General features: G+C 41.8%; 14 protein-coding genes. 10 read left to right on the top strand and 4 right to left on the bottom strand.

Features of this window, described 5'->3' with window-relative positions; all coding sequences use genetic code 11:
- Nucleotides 1-19 precede the first annotated feature (19 nt).
- Nucleotides 20-184 carry a pleiotropic regulatory protein RsmS gene (gene rsmS / locus AACQ81_RS13425; RefSeq protein ID WP_237385516.1) on the bottom strand — a complete coding sequence of 55 codons (165 nt, stop codon included), beginning with the start codon at nucleotides 182-184 and terminating at the stop codon, nucleotides 20-22.
- Nucleotides 185-206: 22 nt separating this feature from the next.
- Nucleotides 207-749 (bottom strand): primosomal replication protein PriC, encoded by a 543-nt coding sequence (gene priC / locus AACQ81_RS13420; protein ID WP_237385515.1) that lies wholly within the window; start codon nucleotides 747-749, stop codon nucleotides 207-209.
- 208 nt (nucleotides 750-957) lie between these two features.
- Here priC and apt point away from each other — a divergent pair, with 208 nt between their 5' ends.
- From apt to AACQ81_RS13375, 9 genes are all read left to right on the top strand, one after another.
- Nucleotides 958-1,509 (top strand): adenine phosphoribosyltransferase, encoded by a 552-nt coding sequence (gene apt / locus AACQ81_RS13415; protein WP_092551258.1) that lies wholly within the window; start codon nucleotides 958-960, stop codon nucleotides 1,507-1,509.
- Nucleotides 1,510-1,606: 97 nt separating this feature from the next.
- Complete coding sequence (gene dnaX / locus AACQ81_RS13410) at nucleotides 1,607-3,565, top strand: DNA polymerase III subunit gamma/tau (RefSeq protein WP_237385514.1); 1,959 nt, start codon at nucleotides 1,607-1,609, stop codon at nucleotides 3,563-3,565.
- Nucleotides 3,566-3,613: 48 nt separating this feature from the next.
- Nucleotides 3,614-3,943, top strand: coding sequence for a YbaB/EbfC family nucleoid-associated protein (locus tag AACQ81_RS13405; RefSeq protein WP_237385513.1), 330 nt, complete (start codon nucleotides 3,614-3,616; stop codon nucleotides 3,941-3,943).
- Nucleotides 3,943-4,551 carry a recombination mediator RecR gene (gene recR, locus AACQ81_RS13400; RefSeq protein WP_237385512.1) on the top strand — a complete coding sequence of 203 codons (609 nt, stop codon included), beginning with the start codon at nucleotides 3,943-3,945 and terminating at the stop codon, nucleotides 4,549-4,551. The genes AACQ81_RS13405 and recR overlap by 1 nt, the downstream gene beginning before the upstream one ends.
- A 206-nt stretch (nucleotides 4,552-4,757) precedes the next feature.
- The gene (gene htpG, locus AACQ81_RS13395; protein WP_237385556.1) at nucleotides 4,758-6,647 is read left to right on the top strand and encodes a molecular chaperone HtpG; all 1,890 of its coding nucleotides are present in this window, start codon (nucleotides 4,758-4,760) and stop codon (nucleotides 6,645-6,647) included.
- A gap of 172 nt (nucleotides 6,648-6,819) precedes the next feature.
- Nucleotides 6,820-7,467 (top strand): adenylate kinase, encoded by a 648-nt coding sequence (gene adk / locus AACQ81_RS13390; RefSeq protein ID WP_237385511.1) that lies wholly within the window; start codon nucleotides 6,820-6,822, stop codon nucleotides 7,465-7,467.
- A gap of 159 nt (nucleotides 7,468-7,626) precedes the next feature.
- Nucleotides 7,627-8,592, top strand: coding sequence for a ferrochelatase (gene hemH, locus AACQ81_RS13385; RefSeq protein WP_237385510.1), 966 nt, complete (start codon nucleotides 7,627-7,629; stop codon nucleotides 8,590-8,592).
- A 163-nt stretch (nucleotides 8,593-8,755) separates the two neighbouring features.
- Nucleotides 8,756-9,859, top strand: a complete 1,104-nt coding sequence (wzz(fepE), locus tag AACQ81_RS13380; protein ID WP_237385509.1) for an LPS O-antigen length regulator Wzz(fepE) — start codon at nucleotides 8,756-8,758, stop codon at nucleotides 9,857-9,859.
- Nucleotides 9,860-10,028: 169 nt separating this feature from the next.
- Nucleotides 10,029-11,339: an inosine/guanosine kinase gene (locus AACQ81_RS13375; protein ID WP_237385508.1), complete on the top strand. Its 1,311-nt coding sequence runs from the start codon at nucleotides 10,029-10,031 to the stop codon at nucleotides 11,337-11,339.
- Nucleotides 11,340-11,419: 80 nt separating this feature from the next.
- Here AACQ81_RS13375 and ybaL read toward each other — a convergent pair whose 3' ends face one another.
- Together ybaL and AACQ81_RS13365 are read right to left on the bottom strand one after the other, a co-directional pair.
- On the bottom strand, nucleotides 11,420-13,138 hold the full coding sequence (gene ybaL / locus AACQ81_RS13370) for a YbaL family putative K(+) efflux transporter (protein WP_237385507.1): 1,719 nt from the start codon (nucleotides 13,136-13,138) through the stop codon (nucleotides 11,420-11,422).
- Nucleotides 13,139-13,377: 239 nt separating this feature from the next.
- Nucleotides 13,378-14,595 carry an MFS transporter gene (locus tag AACQ81_RS13365; RefSeq protein WP_272902972.1) on the bottom strand — a complete coding sequence of 406 codons (1,218 nt, stop codon included), beginning with the start codon at nucleotides 14,593-14,595 and terminating at the stop codon, nucleotides 13,378-13,380.
- 299 nt (nucleotides 14,596-14,894) lie between these two features.
- Here AACQ81_RS13365 and ushA point away from each other — a divergent pair, with 299 nt between their 5' ends.
- Nucleotides 14,895-16,553, top strand: a complete 1,659-nt coding sequence (ushA, locus tag AACQ81_RS13360) for a bifunctional UDP-sugar hydrolase/5'-nucleotidase UshA (RefSeq protein ID WP_237385506.1) — start codon at nucleotides 14,895-14,897, stop codon at nucleotides 16,551-16,553.
- Nucleotides 16,554-16,764: the final 211 nt, after the last annotated feature.

The raw sequence follows: 16,764 nt of genomic DNA, 5'->3' as shown, positions 1-16,764 counted from the left end.
AAATAGGAATTAGTTTTACTTATTTCTCAGGTTGTTGAGACTGTTTTTTCAGTTTCCCCTGAAAATCGTGTTTGGCTATCTCTAATGCAGCTAGTGCGATGGCAGGGGAAATTTCATTGCATTCGAGCAGGTAAATAAGATCTACTGCCAGTTGTACTTCAGGTGATGCTTGTTCAAGAGTCATAACGGTCTTTTTATCCTTCTGGTTAATCTGAATGTTCTTGTTTTTCTATTGATTTTTCGATACGCATCAGTGCCTGACGACAGCGGGCAAGCCTTCCTGCCAGAGCTGCGATTTCTCTTTGCAATTTAGACCTGTTGGCTAGTATAACTTGCTTATTTAATTGCAATTCTCTGTCATCGATCATTGCAATTAAACGGCGTTCATAATCTTGGTGCTCTGCCAGACGTTGATAAAGATCGCGTTGTTGTGATCGGTGTTCAAATTTATCTTCCTGTTTTCGCAGCGTTTGGGTTGCTATTTCACGCTTCAATGCCTCAATTTGTGTTACCAAGCGTTCAGAAAGGAATTTAACCTGTTCAATACGATAGTCGTTTACACAAGCTTTTAACTGCCCCATATTTTGTTTAATTTCTTGCATGTATCCACTGAGTTTGTTGCTATGATGGTGGAATAGTGTCCGATCAAAACGTGCGATGGAAAAAGGCGTATCGTGTAATAAAGTGAGGTCTTTTTCCAGAATACTGATTTGTTTTTCAAGTGCATTTAATAAATTTTGTATGCTCATCAGTATCTCGTTATCGTTAATAATCTGTTCGTTAAAGGCGATTTCGTTGGCCTATCTTATTTGGCCACGATGTCATCCTATTTGATAGACGCGGAGCTTGACCTAGATCAACAAAATATAGGCTGTAATTTGGATTACAGTTGCTTTTTTTCAATAGTTTGAATAAATTTTACCGTTTTCGTTTTTTATAAACTGGCTGGCATTGATTATGACCGCTAACGCACAACAACTGCAATTAATTAAAGATAGTATTGAAACAATTCCTGATTATCCAAAAGCGGGAATACTTTTTCGTGACATTACCACATTACTGGATAATCCTGCTGCGTACCAAGCTACAATAGATCTATTAGTTGCGCATTATCAAGGAAAAGGCATCACGAAAATTGTTGGTACTGAAGCTCGTGGTTTTTTATTCGGTGCTCCTGTTGCGCTGCGTCTGGGTGTCGGTTTTGTTCCTGTCCGTAAAAAAGGTAAGTTACCGCGTGAGACGTTAAGTGAAACTTACGATCTGGAATATGGTACTGATACGTTGGAAATCCATAAGGACAGTATCAATGAGGGGGAAAAAGTCCTGGTCATTGATGATCTACTTGCAACGGGTGGTACGATTGAAGCTACGGTACGCCTGATCCGCCGTTTGCGGGGGGAAGTTTCAGAAGCAGCGTTCATTATTGGGTTACCGGATTTGGGTGGCACCGAACGCTTGAAAAAACAAGGCATTGATAGCTATACAATCATTGAGTTTCCCGGTCACTGATTGTTCTCATTTTCGCATTATTGATACATCAGCCTCGCCGTTCATGGTGAGGCTGTGCTAGCATGATAGTCAGTCATGTTCAATTTCCTCGGTATTCATGAGCTATCAGGTACTTGCCCGTAAGTGGCGCCCACAAATATTTTCTGACGTGATCGGTCAGCAACATGTGTTGACTGCATTGGCGAATGGTCTTGAACACCAGCGTCTCCATCACGCTTATCTTTTTTCCGGCACTCGAGGTGTAGGTAAAACCACAATCGCACGTCTGTTGGCAAAAGGACTGAATTGCGAAAAGGGTATTACAAGGACTCCGTGTGGTCAGTGTGTAAACTGTCTCGAAATTGAACAGGGGAGATTTGTCGATCTGATTGAAATCGATGCAGCTTCCCGAACAAAAGTAGAGGATACCCGTGAACTACTGGACAATGTTCAGTATGCTCCGGCCCGAGGCCGTTTCAAAGTTTATCTTATTGACGAAGTTCATATGCTCTCTCGCCATAGCTTCAATGCTTTGTTGAAGACATTGGAAGAGCCGCCTGAGCATGTGAAATTCCTTTTGGCAACGACAGATCCACAGAAACTGCCCGTAACTATTCTTTCGCGTTGTTTGCAATTCCATTTGAAGGCGCTTGATGTGAATCAAATCAGCAATCAATTGGAGCATGTTCTGAATGCGGAACAAATAGAAAGTGATGTTCGTGCCCGACAGCTTCTTGCCCGTGCTGCGGATGGCAGTATGCGTGATGCCTTGAGTTTAACCGATCAGGCTATTGCTCTTGGCGGAGGCAAACTGACATCTGATATTGTCAGCCAGATGCTGGGAACATTGGATGATGCCCAACCATTGGAGATGATCGAAGCGTTGGTTCGTGCTGATGGCCAACAAGTGATGGCTTTGGTTGAGCAAGTTGCATCCCGAGGTATGGATTGGGAAAACTTGTTAGTCGAAACACTGTCGTTGTTGCATCGCATTGCGATGCTTCAATTATTACCTCAGCAACCTGAGAATGATCCTTCTTCGGTAGAAGGGCGTTTGCGTTTGCTGGCAAGATCGATTTCCCCTACTGATTTGCAAGTTTATTATCAGGCATTATTGGTTGGGCGCAAAGAACTCCCTTATGCCCCAGAGCGTCGAATGGGGGTTGAGATGGCGTTATTGCGAGCTTTGGCATTTCACCCCAAAACGGTCATTGATGAAACACCACCACCTACAGTGGAAAGGCCCTTGGTGCCAATAGTATCAGCACCTGTATCTCCGGTTCAGCAAATCCCAAATAACCGGGCAAATGAGAACCCTGAACAGAGAACACTTCAATCAACGGACAGCGAGTCTATGGCAAGCAGTCCGACAGCAAAATTATTGCAAGCGAGGAGTTCACTTACTCGTCAAGGACAAACTCCACCAAAAAAGCCTGAGCCGGCAGAGTCTGCGAAGGCTAAGCCGGCAAGTTCGGCTCTGGAGAGATTGGTGGCGGTGGCTGAGCAGCGCCCTCAATCATATATTCCTAAAACACAAGAGCCTAAACCGATAAAGAAAGAGGCGTATCGCTGGCGAGCCACAAATGCGCATGTTGAAGAAAAACAATCACCGGTAACAACGCCAAAAGCGATAAAAGCGGCGCTTGAGCATGAAAAAACAGCAGAATTAGCCGTAAAACTGGTTGTCGAATCGATACAAAGGGATTCATGGGCAGCGGAAATTGATAAACTGAATATTCCAAAATTAGTTCAGCAGGTCGCGTTAAATGCATTTAGAGAACAGATGGATGAAACTCGGTTCTGTCTGCATTTGCGTTCAAAGCAGCGCCATCTTAATTCGGCATCGGCACAGGAATCATTGGCTGAAGCATTAAGTGCATTGCATGGAAAACCTATTGAACTCAGTATCATTGAAGATGATAATCCTGCGGTAAAAACGCCTCTGGAATGGCGACAAGCCATTTATGAAGAAAAATTGGCACAAGCGCGCCAATCCATTATTTCGGATAGAACGATTCAAACACTTCAGCAGCTATTTGATGCAGAATTAGATGAAGAAAGTATCCGGCCTGTTTAACCGCCGCAGTGTATCTTTATGCTGTGGCTATAGCGAAGAGAGAGAATTATGTTTGGTAAAGGTGGTTTGGGTAATTTGATGAAACAGGCCCAGCAGATGCAAGAAAAAATGCAAAAAATGCAGGAAGAAATTGCAAGCCTGGAAGTGACGGGGGAATCCGGTGCGGGTCTGGTGAAAATCACTATTAATGGCGCACACAACTGCCGTCGTGTAGAAATCGATCCAAGTCTGATGGACGATGACAAAGACATGTTGGAAGATCTGATCGCTGCTGCGTTCAATGATGCGGCTCGCCGTATTGAAGAAACCCAGAAAGAGAAAATGGCCGGTGTTTCCAATGGAATGCAATTGCCACCAGGCTTTAAGATGCCATTCTGATGCAAACCAGCCCTCTTCTTGAATCATTGATGGAAGCACTACGCTGTTTGCCCGGCGTAGGCCCTAAATCTGCTCAGCGGATGGCATTTCACCTATTGCAGCGGAATCGTAGTGGGGGAATGCGGTTAGCACAGTCACTGACGAGAGCGATGTCTGAAATTGGCCATTGTCAAGATTGCCGGACATTCACTGAACAGGAACAGTGTACGATTTGCGCTAATCCCCGTCGTCAGCAAAATGGACAGATCTGTGTGGTAGAAAGCCCTGCTGACATTCATGCCATTGAGCAGACAGGTCAATTTGCGGGACGCTACTTTGTCCTGATGGGGCACTTATCACCTTTGGATGGTATCGGGCCAATGGATATTGGTTTGGATCGTTTAGAAGAACGATTATTTGCTGAAACGTTGTCAGAAGTCATTCTGGCAACGAACCCAACCGTCGAAGGAGAGGCAACGGCAAACTATATTGCAGAAATCTGCTCTCAGTATGGTGTGACAGCCAGCCGAATTGCTCACGGGGTTCCTGTGGGTGGTGAGCTTGAAATGGTGGATGGCACGACCTTGTCTCATTCACTGGCTGGCCGTCAAAAAATCACTGATTTGTGATTTATTCCCCTAATTCAAATGGGAAAATTCAATGGATGGTGCTGCGGTTAATGCCGCCATCCATAACAGATTTACGCACTCATCAAACTAAATTTTTCATTCTTCTTGTTTTTCTAACTTGAAACTCTCCAGATCTATCCCCATTTGATTACCATCATCCGATTTTACATATCTGAACTGGATTTAGATTGAGGTAATAAATGAACATGAAAGGTCAGGAAACCCGTGGATTTCAGTCTGAAGTCAAACAACTGTTGCAGTTGATGATCCACTCTCTCTACTCCAACAAAGAAATTTTTCTTCGTGAACTGATTTCGAATGCCTCTGATGCGGCTGACAAATTGCGTTTCCGTGCATTGTCTACACCTGATCTGTATGAAAATAATGGTGAATTACGCGTTCGTCTAGCTTGTGATAAAGAGCAAAAAACCATCACCATCAGTGATAATGGTATCGGTATGTCCCGTGATGAAGTCATCGATAATCTGGGAACGATTGCAAAATCCGGCACTAAAGCATTTCTTGAATCCATCGGTTCTGATCAGGCAAAAGACAGCCAATTGATTGGCCAATTCGGTGTAGGTTTCTACTCTGCATTTATCGTTGCGGATAAAGTTACTGTACGCACCCGTGTAGCTGGTGCTGCGGCTGATCAAGGCGTATTCTGGGAATCAACGGGGGAAGGTGATTATACTATTGCTGATATTGAAAAAGCAGAGCGAGGTACAGAAATCACCTTGCATCTGCGTGACAGCGAAAGCGAATTCCTCAATGACTGGCGTCTTCGTTCTATCATCGGCAAGTATTCTGATCACATTGCTTTACCTGTTGAGATTGAAACTCAAACTAAAAATGAAGAAGACGACTCGGTTACAATCACATGGGAAAAAATCAATAAAGCCCAAGCTTTGTGGACTCGCGGTAGAGCAGAAATCAGTGATGAAGAATACCAAGAGTTTTATAAGCATATCTCTCATGACTTTGCCGACTCTCTGATCTGGAGCCATAACCGTGTTGAAGGTAAACAGGAATATACCAGCCTGTTGTATATCCCTTCTCAAGCGCCATGGGATATGTGGAACCGTGAACATAAACATGGTTTGAAATTATATGTTCAACGCGTATTCATCATGGATGAAGCTGAACAATTCATGCCGAATTATTTGCGTTTTGTCCGTGGCCTGATCGATTCCAACGATCTGCCGTTAAACGTTTCCCGTGAAATTCTGCAAGACAGCACAATTACTCGTAACTTGCGCAGTGCACTGACTAAACGTGTATTGCAGATGCTGGATAAACTGGCAAAAGATGATACAGAAAAATACCAGACTTTCTGGCAGCAATTCGGTTTAGTGCTGAAAGAAGGGCCGGCTGAAGATGGTTCAAATAAAGAAACCATTGCTAAACTTTTGCGCTTTGCTACAACTCACAATGATTCTTCAGAACAAATCGTTTCTCTGGAAGATTATATTGGTCGCATGGCAGAAGGGCAGGAGAAGATTTATTACATCACTGCAGATAGCTATGCTGCGGCTAAAAATAGCCCACATTTGGAATTGTTCCGCAAGAAAGGCATTGAAGTACTGCTGCTGTCTGACCGTATCGACGAATGGATGATGAGCCATCTGACAGAATTTGATGGTAAATCATTCCAGTCTGTTAGCAAAGCTGATGAATCTCTCGATAAACTGGCGGATGAAAATAAAGCAGAGCAGGAAGAAGCAGATAAAAAATTGGAGCCGTTCGTTGAGCGTGTGAAGACCCTGTTGGGTGAGCGCGTGAAAGAAGTAAAACTGACTCACCGTTTGACTGATACGCCGGCAATTGTAACAACTGATGCCAATGGAATGAGTACTCAAATGGCGAAGTTATTTGCAGCAGCAGGCCAGTCTGTGCCGGAAGTGAGCTATAACTTTGAACTTAACCCAGAACATGATTTGGTTAAAAAAGCATCAGATGTTCATGATGATGCTCAATTTGCTGATTGGATAGAATTGTTGCTGGATCAAGCTCTGTTTGCAGAGCGTGGCACACTGGATGATCCAAACCAATTCATTCGTCGAATGAATCAATTGTTATTAACTGAAAAAGTATAATTTCATTGAGATCGCGATAAATAACCACGCTTCCATGGAAAAATGGAGCGTGGTTTATTTTTGTATAACGCGAAAACGTTTACCTGTTTTCTTGAGCCACTCCCCATTCAAGTGGTATGGTGGTTCGTTTTCTTTAAAAATACGAAAAGCAAATAGCAAGGGGATTTACGCGATGCGTATTATTCTGCTGGGCGCACCAGGCGCCGGTAAGGGGACTCAGGCCCAATTTATAATGGAGAAATATGGGATCCCTCAGATTTCGACAGGTGACATGCTGCGTGCCGCAGTAAAAGCGGGTACAGAGCTGGGTTTGCAGGCAAAGGAGTTGATGGATAATGGCAAGCTGGTGACTGATGAATTAGTCATTGCCTTGGTTAAAGAGCGCATCAAACAAGATGATTGCCGTAATGGCTTCTTGTTGGATGGATTCCCGCGTACTATTCCACAAGCTGATGCGATGAAAGAAGCGGGTATCAAAATTGATTCGGTTCTGGAATTTGATGTTCCCGATGAAATCATCGTTGAACGTATTATCGGTCGTCGAGTGCATGCACCATCAGGCCGTGTTTACCATATCAAATTCAATCCACCAAAAGTAGAAAACAAAGATGACGCAACTGGTGAAGAACTGACTATCCGGAAAGATGATCAGGAAGATACCGTCCGCAAACGCTTAGTTGAATACCACGCACAAACTGCGCCTTTGGTCTCTTATTACCAAAAAGAAGCACAGGAAGGTAACACAAAATACTTTAAACTTGATGGTACCCGTCAGGTATCCGAAGTGAGCGCAGAATTAGCCAGCATTCTGGGTGAATGATTTAGCGTATTTCTAAATAGTTATATCTTGAATTGCCAGAATAGTCAGGTGGTATTTGTACCGCCTGACTTTTTTGTATACCATTCCATGAAATGTTACATATGGCTATTAATCATGCCTTATACTAGGCTGTCAGGTATTTAAATGGAGCACCTAGGAATGAGTAGTAAGAAGTATGGTGTCCTATTGGTAAATCTTGGGACGCCAGATGCACCAACACCAGCAGCAGTAAGACGTTATCTGGCGAAGTTTCTGAGTGATAGAAGAGTCGTTGATATCCCACCATTAATTTGGAAACCTATACTGTACGGCCTTATTCTTCCTTTTCGTTCTTCTCGTGTTGCCAAACTTTACCAAGAAATTTGGACGGAAGAGGGATCTCCTCTACTGGTTTATGGTCGCCGTCAGCAAAAGTTATTGGATGAAAAATTAGCGGGTATCCCTGTTGTTTTGGGCATGACTTATGGTTCGTCTTCTTTGTCTCAGGCCATTGATAATTTGTTGCAACAAGGCATTGATAATTTGATTATATTGCCACTTTATCCCCAATATTCCAGTACTACTTCTGCTGCGGTATTTGATAGTATCAGTAAAATATTGCAGGGGTATCACACGTTCCCTAATCTGCATTTCATCCGTAGTTATGCCACGGAACCTACTTATATTGCGGCATTAAAAGAAACCATTGAACAGAGTTTTGAAAAACATGGTCGGCCGGATCGTCTGCTCCTTTCCTACCATGGGATCCCTGAACGTCTGGCCACGATGGGGGATATTTATCCGCTGGATTGCGAAGCAACGACCAAATTGTTGATTGAAGCATTGGACTATCCGGCTGATAGAATTATGATGACATATCAATCTCGTTTTGGTCGCTTACCATGGCTATCACCTTATACAGATAAAACAATGGCATCTTTGCCAGATCAGGGAGTGGAGCATATTCAAGTAGTATGCCCAGGATTTTCAGCGGATTGTTTGGAAACATTGGAAGAAATCAAGCAACAGAATAAAACTATCTTTTTAAGTGCGGGCGGGAAAAAGTTTGAATATATCCCAGCACTTAATGATAATGAAGCGCACATTTTGCTGCTCGAAAAGTTGATAAATACTATTATTAAATAATTTTCAACTGTTTGTTATGCAGTTTTATCTGCCAAAATGAGTGACAAACGTCAGTAATTATATGATTTTTAATGACATTGTTCTTAAATCGATAATGATTGTAAGCGAAAAAAAGCTTGCATATCAATGAAAAACAAAATTATTTGGATTGGACATATAGATAATGAGTGATAAACCTATTAAGCATCCCGATTTTTATGCGGAACATTCAGACTATCATCATCTGGCGCAGGAAGATGAAATTGATTTGTTTGAATTATTCTCCGTAATTTTCCAATCAAAATATTTGATCATTGCGGTATCTTTTATTTTTGCAGTTATTGGCTTCGGTGTTGCATCATCTTTGCCACAAAAATGGACTAGTACAGCCGCTGTGGTTAAACCGAGTCTGGAAGAGTTTCAGCCATTGAAAGATGAGTTAACGGGTTTGCACGTTCTAAGTCTTGAACCGAAAGTGACCGAAGAAATGTTGTATGAGCGTTTTATTGAGAACTTTAATTCACGTGTATCGCGTGAAGACTATTTGGTCAATACTAATTATTTCAAGGAATTGCTTGCTAAGAGTGATGATCATTCTGAACAGGAAAAAAGAAGACTTATCGAGCAAGTTGTCAATAAAAGTATCAATTCTTCTTCGCCTAAGGAAGATGATGAATTTAAGGAAACCAGGCTTTCTTTCAGTGCTGGTACAGCGCAAGATGCTTACAATTTGTTGAGTGGTTATATTAAATTTGTCTCTTCAATTGTTCGTGATCAAGTGAAAGATGAGTTGAATGATATGGTTCATCAAAAACTGGCTTATTCGCAGAAAATGTATAAACTTGATTTATCACGTATCGCTAACATGCGCAGTGTAGATATTGAACGACTGAAGTATGCGATTTCCATTGCTAACTCTGCCGGTATCAAAAAGCCAGCATCGAGTGGCGGAGCGGTGATCAAGGATGATCCGGATTATTCGATTGCGCTAGGTGCGGATGCATTGCAACGTAAGTTGCAGATTACTGAAGAAATTACTGATCCAACTAAAATTGATGTAGATTTACTTAACCGTCAGTTATATATCAAAAGTCTGGAGAAAGTGAGTATTGATAAGGTTAATTTTGAACCTTTCAAATATATGCAGGAACCTTATGAACCAACGTCAAAAGACTCACCCAAGCGTTTGTTGATTCTGATAGGTGCTGGCTTTATCGGATTTATTATGTCTATCATGTTTGTTTTGCTGCGTCATATGGTGAATAGCCGCCGGAAACAAGAAGCTTAATGTTATTAATGGTGATTTCTTGCCATAACTAACGCTTTTGACAGCCAATGTTAAGATAACATTGGCTGTTTTTATTTATGCCACTCTGTTTTCGCTTTGCCTCCAGTATTGTGACACATTATATTGTGCTAAAATGTCGTATATTTTGGCTCTGTAGCAGCAATTAATTATGAAATTCCCTGGTAAACGTAAATCTAAACACTATTTTCCTGTCAGTTTAAGAGATCCTCTCCTCCAACCCATTAAAGAGATGATGGACACTGAAAATAACCGAGCTTACATCGTCGGTATTGACCAAACACTGGTAGATATTGAAGCTAAAGTCGATGAGAGTTTTATTCAGCGTTATAACTTGAGCCAGGGACATTCGTTAGTTATTGAAGATGATGTAGCTGAGACGCTTTATAAAGAACTCACAGATAATAAGCTGATCAGCCATGAATTTGCAGGAGGGACTATTGGTAATACTTTGCATAATTATTCCGTTCTGGCTGATGACAAATCCGTATTGCTTGGTGCCATGTGCAATAATATCCAAATAGGGAGTTATGCCTATTGTTATCTGTGTAATACTTCCAGCCGTATGGATTTGAATCATCTTCAAGGAGTTAACGGCTCAATTGGTCGTTGTTTTACGTTAGTGGCGGAAAATGGTGAAAGAACATTTGCTATTAGCCCGGGTTTAATGAATCAGCTCCATCCAGAGAATATCCCAGAGCATATTATTGCGGAAGCGTCAGCATTAGTGATTACGGCGTATTTGGTGCGTTGCAAGCCTGGTGAACCAATGCCGGAAGCGACGATGAAAGCCATCGAATATGCGAAGAAATATAATGTGCCTGTTGTACTGACATTAGGTACAAAATACGTTATTGCTGATGATCCTCAGTGGTGGCGTGACTTTCTGGCTGAAAATGTTTCTGTTGTGGCAATGAATGAAGATGAAGCTCAGGAACTGACCGGCTTCAGCGATCCTCTGCTGGCAGCAGATATGGTGCTTAATTGGGTTGATTTGGTGTTGTGTACAGCCGGGCCTGCTGGATTATACATGGCAGGTTATACAGAAGAAGAATATAAACGACAGACATTGCATCCTCTGCTACCTGGTGCAATTGCGGAATTTAATCGTTATGAATTCAGCCGAGCGATGCGTAAGGTTGATTGCCAGAATCCAGTGCGAGTCTACTCCCACATTGAACCTTATATGGGGGGGCCTGAAAAAATCATGAATACTAATGGTGCAGGAGACGGGGCATTATCTGCATTGCTGCATGATATAACTGCCAACAGTTATCATCGTATGAATGTGCCGAACTCCAGCAAACATACTCGTTCTTATTTAACTTACTCCTCGTTAGCTCAGGTTTGTAAGTATGCGAACAGAGTCAGTTATCAGGTATTGAGTCAACATTCTCCACGTTTAACCCGAGGGTTACCGGAGAAAGAAGATAGTTTGGAAGAGTCGTACTGGGAACGTTGATATCGGTACATTGTATCAATATAAAATCTTAATCTTTCATTGGAATATCCCCAGATACGGGGATATTCCTGCGTAATAAATTATGCTGTTGAAGATGGAGCGATTGGGGAAACTAATTGTGGGGGATCTATCGGGCAACTGGCTTCATAATTTCCAGGCATTGCATCAGCCATCGCCCTTGCTATCTCATGTTCGCCAATAACGATCTGATTAGTGCCACGTTCTGTAATATAAGTGACTTCATCGTCGTAATGGGCACGTACGATGATATTGATATCAGGCCGTATTTCTCTGGCATTAGCGACAATTTCACCTGCTTCATAACCATTAGGGATTGTCAGAAATAACGTACAGGCACAGTCGAGCCGCGCCAGAGCCATAGTATCTTTATTGGCTGCATTACCCATCACTGTACTGATCCCCATTTCTCCCAGTTCTTCAAATCGGGCACGTGTATCTTCAATCACGACGACTGGGAAGTTTCTATCTTGCAAACGTTGGCATAGCAGATGCCCCACCCGACCGTAACCGACTACGATAGCATGACCGCAGATATTGACAGGGATCTGAGTTTCTTCTTCCAGTGTTTCCTCGAGTAACTGCTCTTCAATAGTTTCTGTCTTTTCCAAATAGCGATCCAACAAACTGAACAGGATAGGATTCAACATAATGGAAATCATGGCTCCGGCCAGTACAAGGTTACGGGCTTCTCCATCCAACAATCCTAGCGCAACGCCAAGTCCGGCCAGAATAAAAGCGAACTCACCGATTTGAGCAAGGCTCACAGAGATGGTTAAGGCTGTACGCCGTGAATGACCAAACATTCTGACTAGTACCATAGCTGCCAGTGATTTGCCAATAATAATGATGACAAGGGTTCCTAAAATAGCCAGAGGTTGTTGGAACAGAACCATTGGATCAAACAGCATGCCGACAGAGACGAAGAAAAGCACTGCGAAGGCATCACGTAGTGGTAAGGTATCTTGTGCTGCCCGATGGCTTAGTTCTGACTCATTCAGTACCATACCAGCGAAAAATGCCCCGAGAGCGAATGAAGCATCAAATAGTGTTACTGCACCATAAGCGACACCCAGTGCAATTGCCAGTACGGCCAGTGTAAAGAGTTCTCGAGAGCCTGTGCTGGCGGTTTTCGCCAATATCCAGGGGATTAATCTCCGACCGACGAAAATCATCAATAAAATAAAGGCAATCACTTTGCCGACTGTGATGGACAACCCAAGCAATAACTGACCAATATTCGCATTCTGGCTCTCCAGAATACCGGCTGCTGCGGGGAGTAACACCAACGCCAGAACCATTGCCAGATCTTCGACAATCAACCAACCAATGGCTATTTGTCCTCTTTGACTATCAATGAGCTGGCGTTCTTCTAATGCCCTGAGTAATACCACCGTACTGGCGGTGGATAGACAAAGGCCAAAAACAATGCCACTGAATAGTCCCCAACCGAGCAGTGCTGATAACCCTGCTCCTAATAAAGTTGCTACAGCAATCTGAGCGATGGCACCTGGTATGGCGATTGATTTGACAGCTAACAAATCTTTAAGTGAAAAATGCAGACCGACACCAAACATCAGTAGAATCACGCCAATTTCTGAAAGTTCTGGGGCCAGAGAGGTATCGGCAACAAAACCGGGTGTAAAAGGCCCCGCGAGTACACCTGCGACAAGGTATCCTACTAGAGGCGAGATTTTAAGACGTTGTGCAAGCATGCCAAGTAGATAGGCGAGAACAAAACCGCCAACAATGGTCGTGATAAGAGGTGTCGAATGCTCCATCAAGGCTCCTTCTGGGCTAGAGAGTTAATAAATTATATAGTTAAATCAGGTAATAATATTTTTTATAATTATTTCAAGATGAACCTGATAAAAAACATGCTGAATGGTGAAAACAAGAGTGATCTACATAAATGCTATTTTAATGTAAATTTATGTAGATCTTGTCATTATTTACGCTTGTTTACAAAGGGGGATGACATAGGGATTATAATACCTATCTAATTATTTTATTGAACATTTTAAGTTTTCTTTTCTATATTTGGCAGGAATAGTGTAAAAATGCCAAGAAATGGTAGGAAAGCACAAATTTTATAAACTAATTCGATACTGGTTTTATCTGCAACATAGCCGAGTACCGCGGCACCAATGCCCCCCATACCAAATGCCAGACCGAAGAACAAGCCTGCGATCATACCTGTTTTACCGGGAACAAGTTCTTGCGCGTAAACTAAAATAGCAGAAAACGCAGACGCCAATATAACGCCAATCACTACAGTCAGTATGCCTGTCCAGAATAAAGAGACATAAGGTAACAAGAGGGTAAAAGGAGCTACCCCGAGAATAGATCCCCATATGACATATTTTCGGCCTATTCTATCTCCAACCGGCCCCCCGATGAGGGTGCCTGCAGCCACAGAAAATAAAAAGATGAATAAGTAGATTTGGGCACTTTGCACTGACAAACCGAATTTCTGTATCAAATAAAAAGTGTAGTAGCTGCTGATGCTGGCGAGATAAAAATATTTTGAGAAAATCAGTACCAATAGAATGAAAAAAGAGCATATAACGGTTTTTCTCGGTAGGGCTGGCAGAGAAATGTGGCGAGAGGATTGGTGAATATTGGTTCGATGCTGCATTTTATACCATTGGCTAACTTGCAATAGGATCACGATCGCAAGTAATGCCGCCAGAGAAAACCAACCTATATTTCCCCTGCCATAAGGAGCGATGAAAATAGCTGCCAGTAGTGGGCCAAGTGAGCTTCCTAAATTCCCCCCGACTTGAAACAATGATTGTGCTAGTCCAAGACGTCCACCGGATGCCATTCGTGCAACTCGTGATGATTCTGGATGGAAAACAGATGAACCAGTTCCAACTAAGGCGGCAGCCACTAATATAACGGAAAAATTTTCGGCGTAAGCCAGCAGAAGCAGCCCCGATAAAGTAAATCCCATGCCGATAGGTAGTGAATAGGGCTGAGGATGCTTATCTGTATACAGACCTATAAGAGGCTGTAATAGTGAAGCCGTGATTTGATAAGTCAGTGTTATCATCCCAATCTGAATAAAACTCAGGGTAAATTCAGATTGTAATAGTGGATAAATCGCCAAAATCAACGATTGAATCATATCATTCAGCAGATGAGATAAGCTGATAGCACCAAGTATTGAGAAAACTGTCCGGTGTTTTTTTGTTGATGAGGCTGACAGAGATTTTACATTGCTTTGTTCACTCATATTTATTCGCTTATCAATGTGACTTGTAGGGAGATGGCTAGTGTTAAATAGTTGTTTAATTTTTACACCTTAATACATATTAGCCTGCTAATGAAATTTTATAGCATGGATATAATTTGATAGTTATCCCGAAAAGGTGAAAGAAGACATTATCTAATGACATAATTATGTAATCCTTATCAAAAAAACTCGATACATGATCATAGATACCCAATAGATTTCAAGTTGTCGTTAACAACATTGCAATTTGAAAGATGGTGGGTATCACTAATAAAAATTTAAAATACATGGAGATACCCATGAAATTTTCGTTTAAAGCACCAGTATGTGTCCTTGCTGTTTCTCTCTCATTGATACCGTTGGTAACTATTGCGTGGGAAAAAGATAAAACTTACGATATCACTATCTTGCATACTAACGATCATCACGGACATTTTTGGCAGAACGATTATGGTGAGTATGGTTTATCAGCTCAAAAAACCGTGGTAGACGCTGTTCGTCAGGAAGTTGCCAAGAAAGGTGGCAGCGTATTGTTATTGTCAGGTGGTGACATTAACACTGGCGTACCGGAATCAGACATGCAAGATGCAGAGCCAGATTTTAAGGGTATGAATCTTGTAGGCTATGATGCAATGACGCTGGGAAATCATGAATTCGATAAGCCTTTAAATGTGCTGTACCAACAACAAGAATGGGCAAACTTCCCATTTTTATCTGCCAATATTTACCAAACCAGCACGGGCAAGCGTTTGTTTAAACCTTATACCATATTTGATAAGCAGGGTGTGAAAATTGCTGTTTTTGGTTTGACGACTAATGATACGGCGAAAATAGGTAATCCAGCTAATTTTCCCGATGTTGAATTTCGTATTCCTGCTGAAGAAGCCAAAAAAGTTATTGATGAGCTGAAAAAGAACGAAAAACCAGATGTGATTATTGCTGCAACTCATATGGGGCACTATGACGATGGACATCATGGCACCAATGCGCCAGGAGATATTGAAATGGCGCGTAGTTTACCTGTGGGTTATTTAGATATGATCGTGGGTGGTCACTCACAAGATCCGGTTTGTATGTCCGCAGAAAAGAAAAATTATAAACAGATGGATTATATCCCAGGAACACCTTGTTCCCCAGATCGTCAGAATGGGACATGGATCGTTCAAGCTCATGAATGGGGAAAATATGTTGGCCGAGCCGATTTTCAATTCCGTAATGGTGAATTTAAGTTGGTGAGTTACCAATTGATTCCTATCAACTTGAAGAAAAAAGTAACTAAAGAAGATGGTAGTACAGATCGTGTTTATTATACACACGAAATTCAGCAAAACCCTGAGATGCTCAATTTATTGACACCTTATCAGGATAAAAGCAGCCAAAGACTTAATGTTAAAGTAGGCTCAGTAGATAACAAACTAGAAGGTGACCGTAGTAAGGTTCGTTTTATACAAACCAATATGGCACACCTTGTACTGGCAGCTCAGATGGAACGGACAAACGCTGATTTTGCTGTGATGAGTGGTGGTGGTATTCGTGATTCTATTGAACCGGGAAATATTACTTACAAAGATGTTATGAAAGTGCATCCATTCTCTAACCAGTTGGTTTATTTGGATTTTAAAGGTAGTGAAGTCTTACCATATTTGACGGCTGTTGCAAATATGGAAAAGGATTCAGGTGCATATGGCCAATTCTATAATGTAGGTTTTGTGGTTGATGGTAAGAATATCAGCGATGTAAAAATCGGCGGTAAGACATTAGATCCAAATAAAACTTATCGAATGGCTACCCTGAATTTCAACGCAATTGGAGGAGATGGTTATCCAAAGATTGATCATTTACCGGGTTACGTTGACACCGGTTTCGTCGATGCTGAAGTATTGAAAGGATATATTGAAAAACATTCACCATTGAATACCGCTGACTATGAACCCAAAGGCGAAATAGTGCATAAATGATAGCAACAGATTAAAAGATTATTGTTAGTTATCTGCATAAGAAGACCATCTATAAAATAGATGGTCTTTTGCTTACTATTATCTATCTATTTATTTATTTTTCTTACAGTTATTTAGAAGTGGTTATGCATAATTTAAACCCTCTGGATTTCAGGCTGTCACTAGAAATCCATAGGATATAAAATAGAGGTGGTTGAAATTAAACGTATAC

This window comes from Xenorhabdus sp. Sc-CR9, assembly GCF_963897815.1.
GTDB lineage: Bacteria > Pseudomonadota > Gammaproteobacteria > Enterobacterales > Enterobacteriaceae > Xenorhabdus.
The sequence above is the reverse complement of the archived record's forward strand: the minus strand, read 5'-3'. Positions and strand labels throughout refer to the sequence as shown.

Coding starts and splice junctions, on each gene's coding strand:
- rsmS (WP_237385516.1), bottom strand. CDS start 184: ATGACTCTTGAACAAGCATCACCTGAAGTACAACTGGCAGTAGATCTT.
- priC (WP_237385515.1), bottom strand. CDS start 749: ATGAGCATACAAAATTTATTAAATGCACTTGAAAAACAAATCAGTATT.
- apt (WP_092551258.1), top strand. CDS start 958: ATGACCGCTAACGCACAACAACTGCAATTAATTAAAGATAGTATTGAA.
- dnaX (WP_237385514.1), top strand. CDS start 1,607: ATGAGCTATCAGGTACTTGCCCGTAAGTGGCGCCCACAAATATTTTCT.
- AACQ81_RS13405 (WP_237385513.1), top strand. CDS start 3,614: ATGTTTGGTAAAGGTGGTTTGGGTAATTTGATGAAACAGGCCCAGCAG.
- recR (WP_237385512.1), top strand. CDS start 3,943: ATGCAAACCAGCCCTCTTCTTGAATCATTGATGGAAGCACTACGCTGT.
- htpG (WP_237385556.1), top strand. CDS start 4,758: ATGAAAGGTCAGGAAACCCGTGGATTTCAGTCTGAAGTCAAACAACTG.
- adk (WP_237385511.1), top strand. CDS start 6,820: ATGCGTATTATTCTGCTGGGCGCACCAGGCGCCGGTAAGGGGACTCAG.
- hemH (WP_237385510.1), top strand. CDS start 7,627: ATGAGTAGTAAGAAGTATGGTGTCCTATTGGTAAATCTTGGGACGCCA.
- AACQ81_RS13375 (WP_237385508.1), top strand. CDS start 10,029: ATGAAATTCCCTGGTAAACGTAAATCTAAACACTATTTTCCTGTCAGT.
- ybaL (WP_237385507.1), bottom strand. CDS start 13,138: ATGGAGCATTCGACACCTCTTATCACGACCATTGTTGGCGGTTTTGTT.
- AACQ81_RS13365 (WP_272902972.1), bottom strand. CDS start 14,595: ATGAGTGAACAAAGCAATGTAAAATCTCTGTCAGCCTCATCAACAAAA.
- ushA (WP_237385506.1), top strand. CDS start 14,895: ATGAAATTTTCGTTTAAAGCACCAGTATGTGTCCTTGCTGTTTCTCTC.